Origin of the sequence: Chroococcidiopsis cubana SAG 39.79 (assembly GCF_003991895.1) — a bacterium.
Taxonomy (GTDB): Bacteria; Cyanobacteriota; Cyanobacteriia; order Cyanobacteriales; family Chroococcidiopsidaceae; genus Chroococcidiopsis; species Chroococcidiopsis thermalis.
In genome coordinates, this window is the sequence record NZ_RSCK01000119.1 from 1 (window position 1) to 15,953 (window position 15,953).

The 15,953-nt window shown below is 38.5% G+C and carries 11 protein-coding genes and 1 pseudogene; 10 read left to right on the forward strand and 2 right to left on the reverse strand.

All coding sequences use genetic code 11. The annotated features are described in order from the left end of the window. Positions 1 to 79: 79 nt before the first annotated feature. From DSM107010_RS33070 to DSM107010_RS33110, 9 genes and pseudogenes are all read left to right on the forward strand, one after another. Positions 80 to 844, forward strand: a pseudogene (locus DSM107010_RS33070) (glycosyltransferase family 4 protein); the annotation flags it as partial. Positions 845 to 922: 78 nt separating this feature from the next. Beyond that, a complete protein-coding gene (locus DSM107010_RS33075) occupies positions 923 to 3,154 on the forward strand; it encodes a GumC family protein (RefSeq protein WP_199755928.1) in 2,232 nt (743 codons plus the stop codon). A gap of 108 nt (positions 3,155 to 3,262) precedes the next feature. Continuing rightward, complete coding sequence (locus DSM107010_RS33080) at positions 3,263 to 4,567, forward strand: O-antigen ligase family protein (RefSeq protein ID WP_106167390.1); 1,305 nt, start codon at positions 3,263 to 3,265, stop codon at positions 4,565 to 4,567. 133 nt (positions 4,568 to 4,700) lie between these two features. Continuing rightward, positions 4,701 to 5,669 carry a glycosyltransferase family 2 protein gene (locus DSM107010_RS33085; RefSeq protein ID WP_106167393.1) on the forward strand — a complete coding sequence of 323 codons (969 nt, stop codon included), beginning with the start codon at positions 4,701 to 4,703 and terminating at the stop codon, positions 5,667 to 5,669. Positions 5,670 to 5,710: 41 nt separating this feature from the next. Next, positions 5,711 to 6,694 (forward strand): glycosyltransferase family 2 protein, encoded by a 984-nt coding sequence (locus tag DSM107010_RS33090; protein ID WP_106167389.1) that lies wholly within the window; start codon positions 5,711 to 5,713, stop codon positions 6,692 to 6,694. Then, positions 6,691 to 8,124 carry a glycosyltransferase family 4 protein gene (locus DSM107010_RS33095; RefSeq protein ID WP_106167388.1) on the forward strand — a complete coding sequence of 478 codons (1,434 nt, stop codon included), beginning with the start codon at positions 6,691 to 6,693 and terminating at the stop codon, positions 8,122 to 8,124. Before DSM107010_RS33090 ends, DSM107010_RS33095 begins: the two co-directional genes overlap by 4 nt. Further along, positions 8,111 to 9,397, forward strand: coding sequence for a lipopolysaccharide biosynthesis protein (locus DSM107010_RS33100; protein ID WP_106167387.1), 1,287 nt, complete (start codon positions 8,111 to 8,113; stop codon positions 9,395 to 9,397). Before DSM107010_RS33095 ends, DSM107010_RS33100 begins: the two co-directional genes overlap by 14 nt. 22 nt (positions 9,398 to 9,419) lie before the next feature. Then, entirely contained in the window at positions 9,420 to 10,436 is a 1,017-nt protein-coding gene (locus DSM107010_RS33105; RefSeq protein WP_106167386.1) for a polysaccharide pyruvyl transferase family protein, read from the forward strand. Between the two features lie 256 nt (positions 10,437 to 10,692). Further along, a complete protein-coding gene (locus DSM107010_RS33110) occupies positions 10,693 to 11,346 on the forward strand; it encodes a glycosyltransferase (protein WP_199755929.1) in 654 nt (217 codons plus the stop codon). Between the two features lie 196 nt (positions 11,347 to 11,542). Here the strand turns inward: DSM107010_RS33110 and DSM107010_RS33115 are convergent, their stop codons facing one another. Next, positions 11,543 to 13,048, reverse strand: a complete 1,506-nt coding sequence (locus tag DSM107010_RS33115) for a DUF4832 domain-containing protein (RefSeq protein ID WP_158631931.1) — start codon at positions 13,046 to 13,048, stop codon at positions 11,543 to 11,545. An 812-nt stretch (positions 13,049 to 13,860) separates the two neighbouring features. Here DSM107010_RS33115 and DSM107010_RS33120 point away from each other — a divergent pair. Further along, positions 13,861 to 14,487, forward strand: a complete 627-nt coding sequence (locus DSM107010_RS33120; protein WP_106167392.1) for a sugar transferase — start codon at positions 13,861 to 13,863, stop codon at positions 14,485 to 14,487. A gap of 245 nt (positions 14,488 to 14,732) precedes the next feature. On the opposite strand, the gene DSM107010_RS33125 is transcribed toward DSM107010_RS33120, so the two are convergent. Further along, positions 14,733 to 15,953: thioesterase domain-containing protein (locus DSM107010_RS33125; RefSeq protein ID WP_241994441.1), on the reverse strand; the 1,221-nt coding region annotated here is incomplete at its 5' end.

Genomic DNA, 15,953 nt, shown 5'->3' on the forward strand with positions numbered 1-15,953 from the left:
GCTCTGCTATTTCCAGAATTTTTAGCCCAAAGCGCTTCTTAGTATTTCATTATGCTTTTATTAGATGCGTTTGCCCTGGGGAGAGAGTACCGCAGCTCGCTATGCACATGGAATCATTGTAGTCTCAGAAGAACTGCGTTCCTACTTTTTACGTACTTACGGTCGTGAGACAGTTTATATTCCTAATGCTCCTGCAAGTTATCCCAAGTCAGATGCTAATTTTTCCTACGGCAATTCGCTGGGGCTAGAGCAAGGGCGCTACCTATTGTTTCTGGGCAGACTCGTACCTGAAAAGCGACCTGATTTGCTCATCGAAGCTTTCCAAGCTCTTAAACCATCTGGATGGAAACTTGTTTTTGCAGGTGGCGTTAGCGATACCAGGTTGTATGTTTCAAAGTTGTTAAATGCGATCGCCAGCGATCCAAATGTGGTGTTTGCAGGCGAACTTTGGGGAACTCAATTAGCAGAAATTGTTCGAGGAGCAGGATTATTTGTACTTCCTTCAGATGTAGAGGGATTGCCATTAGCAATGTTGGAGGCAATGCGAGAAGGCGTTCCAGTAGTAGCAAGTAACATTCCACCTCATCAGCAGCTTGTGGGTGAGACACGCGGTGTACTTTTTCAAGCTGGAAACTTAAATTCTTGTATTCAACGACTCGACTGGGCAATCGCTCATCCCCAGAAGATGAGAGTTATGGCTGATAAGGCACAAGAGTATGTAAAGCTCAACTACAACTGGGATCGGATTGCTGCTGAGAACATCAAGCTTTACGAAGCTCTCTCTAGCTCATCGAAAAATTCGATAGTCAGCAAACGAAAAGAATTTGCAATCAAAAGGAATTAGGATTTCAAGCATTGACTTGAGATCGGACATGGTAGCGAACAAAAAACCGTCAATTCTGTTTTCTTCTATTTACTACTTATGAAGTATCCAAAGCACACCACAACTATAGATTCTAGAGAACCTGAAGAAATAGATTTTCAGAAAGGCTGGTTAACGATTAAACGTCACTGGAAGCCTGCTCTAGGCATTTTTGGAGTAGTTTTCATCATTACAGGCATAGGAGTTTTGATGAAATCTCCTTCTTATACAGCATATGGAAAGCTCTTGTTCAGAGTAGATACAACACCTTTTCTAATAGGAATTAAAACAAAAGACGAAAATGTTTCTCCTCTTGTTCCTCTAACTTTTGAAGGTAATCCTTTAAGCACTGAAGCAGAAATTCTTCTTTCCGAACCTCTTATACGAGAAACTATCAGTGCATTAAATTTAAAAGACGAACAAGATAACGCCAGATTAGAGACGAATTTAAAAAAGCAATTTCAAGTGAAAAATATTGCTGGTGCAGACGTAATGCAGATTTCTTATACAAGCAAAGATCCACAAGAGTCAGCATCTGTAGTAAATCAACTTATGAGTATATACATAAAAAATAATATTAGCGCCAATCGCTTACAGGCAGTTGCAGCTCGTAAGTTTATTTCCTCTCAGTTACCCACTTCTGAGGCAGATGTCGTTCGAGCAGAGATGGCTTTACGCAAATTTAAAGAACTTAATCAAGTTGTAGATCTTAATCAGGAAGCAACTTCAACTGTAAAAGTTATTGAAGACTTAGAAAAAGCGATTACTCAAACTCAGGCAGAACTTGCCGAAGTTAATAACTATTATCAAATACTTCAGAACCAAATCCAAAGCCAAATAGGTATGAGCGTGCAAGATGCCTTAGCTAGAAGCACTCTTAGCCAATCTGCTGGAGTACAGGATATTCTGAAAAAAATTCAGCAGGTACAAAGTGAGTTAGCGGTTCAACAAACCCGTTTGAGTAACGATCATCCTAGTATAAATAACCTCAAAAAGCAAGAAACAGCGTTAAAGAGTTTGTTAGAAGACCGAGTGAAAGCAGTTGTTATGCAGCAGCCAATACCCAAAGGAAATTTCCAATTTGGGGAGACGCACCAAAAACTACTTGAAGAACTTGTTAAAACACAAGCGAAAAATTTGAGTTTATCTAGCCGCTTAACTTCACTAGAGAATGCTAAAGTCCGTTCTCAGCGACGGGTATCTAATATCCCTAAATTAGAAAAAGATCAGCGAGAACTACAGAGAAAGCTGGATGCAGCTCAATCTACTTATCAGCTTCTTCTTCAAAGATTGCAAGAGGTGCGGGTTGCAGAAAACCAAAATATAGGGAATGCTCGCATTATAGAATCTGCCTCAATTCCTCGACATGCCTCAGATTTTACTATAAAAATTATAATTTTAGGGTTAGGGGGACTAGTTGGTACTCTACTTGCTACTGCTACTATTTTTGTCTTAGAGCTGACAGATAAGTCCATCAAAAATATTGAAGAAGCACGAAAAATATTTGACTATACATTGTTAGGGGTGATTCCCTATTACGGAAGTTTCGAGAAACATAGCTCTCGGCATAAAGAGATAGAACAGACTGCTTTGAATGTGCATGTTAGAGATAATTCTCGCTCGTTCATTTATGAACTTTACTGCATGATACAAGCTAATTTGAAGTTTCTCTGTTCAGACAAAGCATTAAAAGTTATTGTGATAACTAGCACTGTTCCTAGCGAAGGTAAGTCTACAGTTGCTGCCAATTTAGCAGCGGCAATTGCTCAACTAGGAAAGCAAGTTTTACTAGTGGATGCAGATATGCGCCATCCATCTCAACATACTGCTTGGAATTTAATCAATGAAGTTGGTTTGAGCAATGCTATTGTTAGTCGGGATAACCCTAGAGTAGCTGTAAAAGAAGTCATGTCAAACCTAGATGTCTTGTGTTCTGGCGTTATACCTCCTAACCCATTAGCGCTTCTTGACTCTGACCGAATGGCTTCTTTAATTAGCGACTTCTCTAATAATTATAATTTTGTAATTATTGATACTCCTCCTGTTGTGCTTGCTGCTGATGCCCTGATTTTAGGGGAAATGGCAGATGGCGTTATATTAGTAACTCGACCTGGAGTAGTTGATACTGATAGTGCTCATATTGTGAAAGAAGCTTTGCATCGTTCAGGTTTGAATATTTTAGGTCTAGTAATTAATGGTGTAGTTCAAAAGAACGAACCTAACAGCTACTTCTACTATTCAAATAGATATTCAGAGCAAAATTCTCAAACCTGTCAAAAGACTACGATGTAAATTAAAGACATATTTAGTTAAGCCAAAAATGAGCGAAGGGATAGATATATCCCTATAGGATAGGATTTCATAGATTTCAAAGTTAGAATAGTTTGGAAGGTTGAAATAGTGTTTGGGCAAAGGTTAGTTGAAAAAATATTTGTGGTTTTCTCACTTCTGTTTTTCTCAGGAGCGGTGTCCTACTTTATAGCACCTACAAATCCTTTCTATCTGATTGTTCAGGTTACTGCCTATAGCATTCAGTTAGTGACTATTTTCTTAATAGTTGTGCGGTGGAAGAAAATACTTTCTTTTGTGATTCAAGAAAAGCCTCTATGGATTTTAGTAGGATTGGCTCTGGCTTCAGCTATATGGTCTGTAATGCCATTTATGGTAACTCTATCTCACGATCATGGGCCTGGTACTGGTGTCATACCTTTTATGCGGGTAACTTTATTCGGTATTTATTTTGCTGCTTGTTATGGCTTGAAAGAACAGATGCGATTATTAACGTGGACTTTTGGTGTAGCAGTAATACTTAGCATAGTAGTTGCTTTGGTATTGCCGCATTACGGTGTTACAGGCAGCATGGCACTTGAGGAAGACGTGCGTCATGTAGGAGCCTGGCGAGGGCTATATGCACATAAAAATATTTTTGGCATCATTATGGTGATGAGTGCAATAGTCTTTCGCTTAGTTGATATTAGTTATAAACGTTGGATTGTCTGGGTTGGTTTTAGCCTATCAGTTGCTCTTATTATACTTTCGACATCAAAAACTGCTCTAATTTTATTGCTCACCTTTGTGGCTCTTCTACCTCTATACAAAGCATTACGGTGGAACTACAGCTTGGCTATACCATTTTTTATTGTTGCGATATTGGTAGGTGGAAGTATGACAGCTTGGTTGGTAGATAATGCCGAAACTATTTTAGGTATTTTAGGGCGAGATATTAGCTTAACTGGTCGCACAAACATCTGGACTTCTGTGCTAAATAAGATTTGGGAACGCCCGTGGCTAGGTTATGGATATCATGTATTTTGGCTGAGTGTAATAGATGGAAATATAGAAGTTTGGAGTCCAAGTATAAATATTTTTTTGAAGCTTCCACATGCTCATAATGGTTTTTTGGATCTAAGTCTCGATATAGGTCTATTAGGATTATTCTTATTCGTAGTTAGCTATGTGAAAGTTAGTTTTCACGCAATCGAGTATTTACGTCTTAACAACTCATCAGAGGGCATAATGCCACTAGCTTACTTACTCTTTTTGCTACAGTTTAATCTATCTGAGCCTTCCCTGATGAGAGAGGACATATATTGGCTCTTATATGTATCACTAACCTTATCACTACAAAATTTTCTTAACTTGAAAAAATCTAATAACTTTTCGCAGCAGAAAGTAAGGATAGAAGGACTCGTATCGACAAGTTAAGGATTGTAAAGGTAGAGTAGGGATTTGTAGGAATTCAAGAATTCTAAATTAGAGTTTTTATACTCTATTAGAACCACTTTGATCGGTGAATAACTTAAACCGCATGTACTATCAATTTAAGAAGCTTTCAGATATGCCAAAAGTTTCTGTTATTATTCCAGCATACAACGCTATGAAGTATCTTCCCGCAACACTAGGAAGTCTTCTGAGTCAAACTTTTGATGATTTTGAAGCGATCGTTGTTAATGATGGTAGTTTTGATGAAACAGAAAAATGGGTTTCCCAAATAGAAGATCCAAGAGTCAAACTTATCTGTCAACAAAATAAAGGTTTGGCTGGAGCTAGAAATACTGGTATTAGTCAGGCAACAGGAGAGTATATAGCATTTTTAGATGCTGATGACTTGTGGGAACCAAGCAAGCTAGAAAAGCAAGTAGCTGTACTTGAAGAAAATCCAGAAGTTGGCTTGGTATATACATGGGTAGCTTTAGTTGATGAACAAGGTAAACCCACAGGCAGAATCTTCAAAAATAATACGGAAGGTAATGTTTGGAATCAACTCACTCAGCACAATATTGTTGAGTGTGGTAGTGTTCCTCTGGTTCGCCGCTCTTGCTTCGACACTTCAGGCATTTTTGATAGTAATTTACCCTCTGCCACTACGGAAGATTGGGATATGTGGCTTCGTATTGCCTCTCGCTATCCCTTCAAAGTGTTGAAAGAACCCTTAGTTTACTATCGACAAATTTCAACAAGTGGATCTAGAAACTGGAAAGCAATGGAAGAAAGCTTCCATGTGGTTATAGAAAAAGCGTTTTATTCAGCCCCATCAGAATTACTGTATCTCAAAAAACGAAGCTACGGTGTTGCCAATTTATGTCTAGCTTGGAAGTGTTTACAAAGTCTAAATAAGGATTACAAGCAAGCAACACATTTTCTACAAGAAGGTCTTGCTTGCTACCCTCAAATACGCTTTTCTAAGGAACACATTCGTTTGAGTTTAGCGATCGCAGTAATGCGATGGTTAGGACCAGATGGGTATAGTCGGTTTCTAACAGTGGCTTACGCTCTACGTCGGCGCATGGTAGCTCTTGGAAGATGATGCTATATAGGCTCAGAAATTCACTAAATTTAGATATAAACATGCCACGAATCTCTGTGATCATCCCAGCTTATAATGCTGGACTTACCATTTTAGAAACAGTTGGCTCTGTCCAAAAACAGACATTTCAAGATTTTGAATTAATTGTCATTAATGACGGCTCTAAAGATAGAACTTTAGAACTAGTTAAGAGTATCAAAGACGATCGCTTGAAAATTTTTTCTTATGAAAATGGTGGACTTCCACTGGCTCGGAATCGCGGTATCTCTCATGCCACTGGAGAGTTTATTGCATTTCTTGATGCAGACGACTTATGGACAAAGGATAAGTTGGAACTACAACTGGCAGCCCTAAAGCAACATCCAAAGGCTGGCGTTGCTTATAGCTGGACTTGTTTTATGGATGTAAATGAACAAAGAGAAGCTGTATCTTTTCTCCCGTCTCCCCAATATTCGTTTGAAGGAAATGTTTATCAAAAGTTGTTAGTTAGCGATTTTATTCATAGTGGCTCTAATACGTTGATTTGCAAACAAGCGATCGCTTCAGTGGGAGAATTTGATCGTACACTTAAATCCTGCGAGGACTGGGACTATTGGCTGCGCTTAGCGACTCGTTGGCATTTTGTGGTTGTACCCAAGTACCAAATCCTCTATCGTCGGACTCCTAAAGCAATGTCATCTAAAGTTGAGGTGATGGAGGAAGCAGCCCTAATTGCAATGGAAAAGGCTTACCAAGCTGCTCCACCAGAATTGCAACATCTAAAAAGCTGTACCTTGACTAGTTTTCACAAGTATTGTGCTGGTCAGTATTTGGAACATGGCACCGATAGCAGTGAAGTAAGAAAAGCTCGGCAACATTTATGGTCGGTAATTCGCCTACAGCCTAAAACTTTACTCGATCAAACAATTCAAAAATTATTAATCAAGTTTTTATTAAAACAAGTATTTCCTCCAAGCACTGCCCGCTATTTATTCAAGCGTATGAGAAAAACCATTTCTATAAGCGATCCGAGACTGGAACTATGAAAAATTTAACTAGTTTGGTATCTTCAAAGCAAAATGATACTAATCAACCACAATTGTTGCCCTCAAGCAACCAATCAGAGCCAGCAATCGCATTACTACACTGCTACGACTTGATCGATGACTTTTTAGATAGCATCAACATTTCATTCGAGACATTCTGTCAAAAGTTTCTTGGTAGCTGGATGTTTGGCTATATTGATGCTCTAAAACAAGTCGGGGTAAGAACGGTACTGTTTTGCATTTCTGCTCGTGTCGATCGCCCATCGCGCTTTATTCATGAGCCTACTGGTACTACGATTTGCGTACTACCCCCTTTAAAGATTTATCACGTGTATCGTGCTGTACGACGTAGATCGCTCAACGTTTATGGAGGGAGTGAAACTTCATCCTTCCAGAAGATTCAAGATAAAAGCCATATCCGCCGTTCTCTACTGACAAACATTAAGGATTTGGTTAAGAGTGTGGGAACTTATTTATCAACCCCATGGGGATTGTTAGCTCGCGAACTACGACGAGAGAATTGTCAGGCTATCTTGTGTCAAGAGTATGAGTATGCACGCTTTGATACCTGCGTGCTTTTAGGAAAATTGATGTGTCTGCCAGTCTTTGCAACTTTCCAGGGTGGTAATAAGACTGAAAGTTTTCTCGAAGTTCCTTTGCGGCATTTGTCATTGCGCTCGTGTACGGGTGTAATTATTGCACCGCAAACAGAGACTCAGCGAGTCCGCGATCGCTACAAAATACCATCTCACAAAATAGCTCGTATTTTTAATCCACTAGATGTTGCAGCATGGCAAGCTCTCGATCGTAGTGAAGCACGGGCAGCACTGGGTATCCCGCTTGACGCTAAAGTTGTTGTATGGCATGGACGAGTCGAGATAGAGCGCAAAGGACTAGATATTTTATTGGAGGCTTGGAAGCAGATTTGCTGCGAGCGCGCTGGCAAAGATCTGCGACTGCTACTAGTAGGAACGGGTAGCGATGCCGATCGCTTTCGCCAGCTTATTGCTGATACGCAGACAAAGGGTGTGATGTGGCTAAATGAGTTTGTGAGCGATCGCGCTGTCATTCAGCAATATCTTTCAGCTGCTGATGTTTATACTCTGCCATCTCGACAAGAAGGCTTTCCTGTAGCGCCGATTGAAGCTATGGCTTGCAGTCTACCGATCGTAGCTGCTGACGCTCCTGGTGTGTCCGACATTTTTGAAGGAGGTGAGGCTTCTGGTGGAATAGTCGTACCGCGTGGCGATGCATCAGCGCTCACATTAGCACTTGGTCGATTTTTAGACAATCGGGCTGGGCGTCGAGAACTGGGACAGCGTGCCCGTCGCCGTGTCGAAAGTTGCTTTTCACCTGAAGTAATTGGCAAGCAATTGCGTGATGTTCTCTTAAATCCAAGCTTACAGAACAATTTTAATGCTAATCAATAAGCTAAAGCAAATATCATCCGGGCAATTTATTCGTAATGTTGGCTGGCTGGGAGGAGCAGAGCTAGCGAATCGTATCTTCCGCTTAGGAACAACGGTTACTCTAGCTCGTATGTTCAGCGCCCAAGACTACGGGCAAATGGCAGTTGTTTATACTATTTTTGACTTTGCGACTGTTTTCACTCTTAGAGGTGGAATTGGGACTAAGATTGTCCAGGCAGATCGGGAAGATGTCAAAACTATATGCAATACATCCTACTGGCTGAATTGGATTCTATGTGGCTCTATCTTTATTATTCAGTGTCTTGCTGCCATTCCAATTGCTCAATTTTACGGAAATAACCAGCTCATTTGGCTCCTGTGTACCAGTGCTTTAATTTACTTAATGATGCCGCTTTATATGGTTCACAGTGCCTTGCTTCAACGAGAAAATCGGCTAAAAATTACTGCAATAGCGAATGCTACGCAGTCACTACTCGGCAATTTCATGACTGTAACTCTAGCCCTTGGGGGTATGGGAATATGGGCGATTGTTTTGCCTATGGTTTTGACCACTCCAGTTTGGATTGTAATCAACTGGAAGAATCACTCTTGGCGACCACCTAAATTGTTTAGCTTAGAGAAGTGGCAGGAGGTTACCTATTTTGGCAAAAATCTACTCTTAGTTGAAGTTTTGAATAAACTTAGGGGAAACTTGGATTATTTAATAATAGGTAGATTTATAGGAATTGAAGCATTGGGAGTATACTATTTTGCCTTCAATGCTGGCTCGGGAATCAGTATGAATGTTATCAATGCATTTATGTCAGCTTTATTTCCTCATATTTGCACTGCGCGAACAGACTATGAGCAGTTCAAAAAGAGGTATTTTACCAGTCTTAAAAAAGTTTCTTTATTTGTAATTCCTTTTATTGTTTTGCAGTCGTCTTTAGCTCCATTGTATGTACCAATCATATTTGGTAAAAAGTGGCTTTCAGTAATTCCAATCTTGATAATGATATGCTTGTCAGGTATTCCACGTATTTTTGCATGGGCATCTAACCTCCTATTAAATGCTTTAAATAAAACCCATATCACGCTTTATTTAAATATATTCTTCACCATTTTTTTTGCTATATCCATACTAATTGCAGTCAATTGGGGTATTTTTGGAGTTGCTGTAGCTGTGCTAATTTCTCATTTATTTGTGCTACCTGTTTTAACAATATGGACTCATCAATATATATTTAACAAACATTTATTCTCACACAAGTCTTTTCAAATTAATAAACATTAATATCTTAAGGAGGCATCTCTTCATGAAAGCTCTTGTTGCAGGTTGGTTCAGTTTTGAAAGATGTAATACTACAGCTGGCGATTTGATGGCAAGAGACCTTGCCTGCGAATGGCTCGAATATGCTGGTTATACCTATGATGTTGCTCTTGCTGCTCCTTTCGTCGGTGGTGTTGATTGGCGTTCTGTAGATCCCAATACATATTCGCACGTCGTGTTTGTTTGCGGTCCTTTTCCTCTTAAAACATACGCGACTGGATTTTTGCATCACTTCAATAACTGTCACCTCATCGGTCTTAACCTATCAATGATCGAACCACTTAATATTTGGAACCCCTTCGATGTACTGATAGAAAGGGACAGCTCTGTTGCTGCACGCCCAGATATTACCTTTATTTCGCGCCAAGCGAAAGTACCTGTTGTGGGTATTATCTTGGTTCATCCACAGCCGGAATATGGGGACAAGGGCAAGCATCAAGCCGCCAATGATGCAGTTAACCGACTAATTGCCTCCCAAGAAATGGTGGCAGTGTCTATCGACACAGGCTTAGATCCAAACACTACGAATCTTCGCACTGCAGCCGAAATCGAATCCATAATTGCCCGTATGGATGTGGTCGTAACCACACGGTTACACGGTACTGTATTAGCCCTCAAAAATGGCGTTCCTAGTATCTCAATAGATCCAATTTCGGGAGGGGCTAAGATTCTGCTTCAGACAGAAAAGATTGGCTGGCCTATAGCTTTTCCTATTGATAGCTTGTCAGACGAGATGTTGCAGCAAGCCTTTAAATACTGCCTATCAGAGGCAGCAAGAACTCAAGCCAGAGAATGCCGAGACCGAGCTATTAAATTAGTCGAACAAGTACGCAATGAATTTGTTTTAGCTTTGGATTTATCTAATTCATCAAGTGTGAGAGTTCTCTCCGACGAAGTATTCAACAGATATAAATACTTTTCTAGTAAGTGGTCACAGCGATGGGAGCAAGCAATTCTTATAAGATATAAGATATCTGATAGTATAAAGTGTCTCTTTAAGTAGCTTTTATGCACTTAACAACTTAAGCATTCAAAGTTGTTATACAAGAAAAATATATTATCCATGTCTTCATTATTATGAAACGAGCTTTCACTAGATTAGAAGAATGTAAGTTAGGGTGATACACATCTTTGTATTTTAGTATATTCAGTTTAAATTTTATGCCAACTATATCTGCCATCATTCCTTTCCACAATGCTGAACGTACAATTTAGCAACTCTTAAATCAGTTCAGCAACAAACCTTTTCAAGTTTTGAGTTGATTGTAATTAACGATAGTTCTACTGACCGAATTCTAGAGTTACTCCAGAATGTCAAAGATAAGCGTCTGAAAATCTTTTCTTACGAAAATGGTGGGCTTCCAGTAGCACGAAATCGTGGTATTTCTCATGCTGCTGGAGAATTTATTGCCTTTCTGGATGCAGATGATATGTGGACAGCTGATAAACTAGAACTGCAACTAGCTGCTTTGCGACAGCATCCAGAAGTAGGGATTGTATACAGTTGGACTTCTTATTTCATTGATGGGCAAGAAGAATCTATATTCCCATATAATCCTATATTCTTTGAAAGTAATGTTTATGATAAGTTGCTGGTCAATAATTTTGTTGCCAATGGCTCTAATATTTTGGTTTGTAGAAAAGCTATTGAGTCTGTAGGAGAATTTGAACCTACCCTTAAATCTTGTGAAGATTGGGACTTTTATCTACGATTAGCAGCTAAATGGCATTTTGTTCTTGTACCTAAGTACCAAATTCTTTACCGCCAGTCTTCATCTGCAATGAAATCCAAAGTTGAATTCATGGAAAAAGAAGCTCTGAGAGTAGTTGAAAGAGCATATCAAGCAGCTCCACCCGAATATCAATTTCTTAAAAAACAGAGCTTAGCTTGGGTATATGAATACTGTACGTAACAATACTTAAAATATAGTACCGATCTCAGTGGAGTTAATCAGGCTGGACAAAAATTATGGAAGGCAATTTGTCTGCATCCACAAATTTTGTTAGGAGATTATGCCCAAAGTTTGATTAGGTGGCTGCTCAAGAAGTGGATGCTGACAACGAAGTTAGCAGTGTTGAAATAACATTTTCTAGTATCTACTTTTACTTCTACTCTATATTAATATAACCAATTTCATAGAAGTCATTGTTTCCTTTCAACTCATCCTTAAGCGCCAATTCTATTAGTCTTTTTGTCTTATTTCTCTCCTCCACAAGTGCAATAGCTACTTTGTACTCACCCGCCGCTAATGTTTGAGGAACATTCACAGAATAAGTTTCTGCTACAGTAGTTCCTGGCAACCAAGATTTATTATTAGATTCTGTCAGGTATTGAGTGTAAGTCCCGTTGGTTCCCTTCAATGCCAATTTTAATTTATACCTATAGTAAGCAGGAGCAACACCGTGATTTTCCCACTTTAACTTAAAACTGTGGCTGCTTCCCCTCATCAGACTGCTGGGAATCTCAACACTTTTAAGAAAGTACCAGTAACCCATCTTATTTGCAAGTTTTCTTGCCAAAGTAGGATTTTCTTTTAACCATTCATCCGCATAACCATGATAACCAACGAAAGTGGCATGAGAGATATCTATAGCCCCCTTTAATAATTCTCCACCCTTAATTGAGCCATCAACTCCTATCCAATCGTTATCCTTCTTTTGTAGATAATAGTGTTGCAATTCTAAAATAGTAGGTCGATGACGAAAGACTTCATTGAATAGTTCAGGGCTTTGTACTGAATAAGTTGAAGGAAATGTATCAACGTAGTACGATACATTCACGCTATCATCTCTAAAAGTAATTTTATTTTGCAAAATGTAATCCCGTAACTGAGAACCGTTGTTGTCTCTCCTATCATTCACCCATCCGTCCGCGATAACAAGAGTACTTTTTAGATAGTACTTCTTGTAAATATCAATATGTTTCTTTAAAACATCAACAGGGAAAGATCTTCGACTTGAAAATGAGGTATGTCCTTCTCCCCAATCTCCATAGCTACCGATGGTAATATACTCCAACCAAGGTTTTCCAGCATAGCGTGTTGCAAAGGCTTTGTGAAAATTTTCTAGTTTAGCAAGAAATATGGGATCTCCATAGTCTGGTTCCCAGGCATTGACTCCCCAAGCATCATAATAAGCTCCCTTTGCTCCTGCCTTTTTTACCCATTCTGGGGTAGCATAAACCATATTTGTCTCTTTTGCAGTGATACAAAAAGAGATTGAGTAACCTTTCATTGTCCATTTATTAATAATATTATCTATAACTGACCAATTAAATTTTCCTGGTTGAGGTTCAAGATAACTCCATGCTAATCGAAGATAAAGATGGTTCATACCTGGAAAATTTTCTAAGTCTGAATCAGACTTCGTTCTATATTCCCAAAGTCCATTATCGAAGTAATGGTGATACCACCCCTTATGAGGATTCTTTAATACTTTTTCTAAATCCCAGCTTTCTGTTAAATCAATTGACTGAGTTGTTCCTACTAAATTTTTACAAGTTGACGTAAAACAAATAATTATGATAATCGAGATAAAATAATTAAGAGGTATTAAAACTTTTTTCGTTAACTGATTAACCTTGCCTCTACGCTTTCTTCCAATAGCATCTGTCATTATATACTCCTCTACTTGCTCTGAGTTTGCCATCACTACTGTTGCCTTAAGCTAGTTCTATAAGTATTTATAGGTACGCAGTCTATCTTATCTGAAGATACCTCTACTAGAGTGGTAAATGCTTATTTTTATTAATAGATACATTATATTTTGGCGATTCTTGTAATTAAATCAGCAGCTCGCACATTGTCTACAGCTCAGCCTATTTACATAGATAAATTTTATCATAGCGTTTTTACGATTGTCCTATTGACTGATTAAGTAGAAAACAAGTTTAGGCTTGGTTTAATTATTTCATTTCAATCAAAATTGAAAAAACAATAAAATTTTTGAAGAACTGTTTCTGAGTCTGAACAACTCACACAAAAACGAATACAAATGATACAACTTGTGGAGTAAGTCATACCTATTTCTATACGCGATCGCAAACAGCCTATCTGCATACTTAGAATTAGAAAAAACTGATATCCTGAACTTCTTGCAATTTTCAAACAAAATCTATCAGTAAATGTTGTAAATCTAGCATTCTCTTAGTGCAATTAGGATATAATCTACCTAATTCAGAAAACATAACTATTGTATAGGATAATGACTTTATGAACAGTAGTAAATATCGTAATTCTAGAAACTTAGCAACAATTATTCCCTTTAGATTTAACATCTTGACTTTCAAGAACTGGAAAATTATTTCTAGAGATCAATATAAGAATAATGAAACAAAAGAGTCAACGACTGAAGCGATCTCCTCATCTTGCTTCCCAACTGCCTACTCCAATGCTTCTCAGTTCCTAAATAGTAACCACATTGCTCCTATGGCTAAAAAATTAGTGGTGCATCCTTCTACTACTAGCCGTATCAAGCGCCTAACTGATATTTTAGGAGCTATAGTTGGGCTAGGAATTACCGCCGTCGTCGCAATTCCGATAGTCGTTGCCATGCAAATAGATAATCCTGGTTCCATCTTTTATAGCCAGATTCGTTACGGCTTGTACGGTCACCCTTTCCGAATTTGGAAATTCCGCTCAATGATACTTGACGCTGAACAATTGCAGCATCTAATCAAAAATGAAGCTCAAGGACAGATTTTCAAAAACTCAAACGATCCACGTATTACTCGTTTCGGTCGTTTTTTGCGCCGTACTAGTTTAGACGAACTACCACAATTTTGGAACGTGTTGCTGGGGCAGATGAGCTTAGTTGGTACTCGACCACCCACAGTGAATGAAGTCGAACAATACAAACCTCACCATTGGCAACGGTTATGGGTTAAACCAGGAATAACGGGTGAGTGGCAGGTAAATGGACGTTCCAGTGTCAAAGATTTTGAAGCAATCGTGCAGATGGATCTAGATTATCAATCTAAGTGGTCTGTTACTTATGATTTATATTTGTTATTAAAAACACTAAATGTTGTTCTTACTAAACGTGGCGCTTGCTAAGTAATAGCTTATTATCACTAGTAGCTAAACAGCTGCCAGTAAATGCTTTCTTAAATGTACAATATTGTTGAGGGGTGACAAGCTCAAATATATATTTGAATGCAGCAAAGGACTTTCATAGCATGAAATACGTGTACGTGAACTGCTTTTAGCTTGTAACCAAATGTCTACCATTGCTTTTTGTTCTGGAGCATAAGGTGTAAAGTGAAAAACATGCAATCCATTATAACTATCCTCGCTACAACCTAATCTATCGATAAAGTAGCATCTCTTTGTGACTTCTCTAAACAAACTTGAAATTTTTCGGCTAACAATCGAACGTTTGGCTCTCGCATCATGTCTGCATGGAAAACAGAAAATTTATAAAGATAAATCCCATTAGTAACTACGTTACTCCAACCTAATTCAGAGTCGCGATCTAAACCTGGATAAACTTGATTAGAGATAAATAAATGTAATTGACCTTGGAAAGTTTTAGGAATATAGACTTTTATTGCTTTACTATTAGCCAATTCAACATTTATAAGGTTTAAAGCTGGAAGATTTCGTTGCAAAAAACGGAGATGAAACTTGTGAAAAATACTCAGCTCGCCTACTCTAAAATGCCATTTAATTTTTTCTATAAAATAATTTTTTTTGTTTTTGCTACTCAAGCTAAAAACTTCCTTCATGTAATAACAAAATCGGTTTATGAATGAAAAATATTTATTTAATTTTACTGGATCTGAGAATAATTTAAGAGCATATGTGTTAACACTATCCAATAAAGCTAATAATGCAATTCTATGCCCTTTGCTATTCAATTGTTGAGCAATTTCAAAAGCTACCATACCTCCAAAAGAGTAACCGCATAAGAAGTAGGGACCTTCGGGCTGAATAGCTTGTATCTCTTTTAGATAGAGAGCCGCCATTTCTATAACTGAAGTAAGAGGAGTCTGTCTTCCATCAATTCCTAATGCTTGTAATCCATAGCAAGGCTGATCCGGCTTTAAATAACGTATCAGATTTTTATAAAATAAGACGTTACCCGAAATATCATGAATGCAGAAAAGAGGAAGCTTTTTGGAGTTACCTTGTTGAAGTGGAATCAGCGAATGCCGAGGCGTACTATTATCATGCTGACGTAGTAAATTAGCTAAATTTTCAATTGTTTGTGTATCTACAAAGATTGATGGGGATAACTGTTTGCCAAAAGCTTTCTCAATTTCTTTTAGCACCTGCATACCTATAATCGAGTGACCTCCCAAGTTAAAGAAGTTGTCTTTGATGCCAATAGGTTGAATGCCTAAAACTTTTTCCCAAATTTTCGTTAGCTTAAGTTCCAACTCATCTTGAGGAGCTACATATGTTTCTTTTGGTTCTTGCCCAACCTTCACTGGCGCAGGTAGTGCCTTGCGATCGACCTTATTGTTTGGCGTGAGGGGAAAAGCCTCTAGCACGACAAAGTTGGAGGGAACCATGTATTC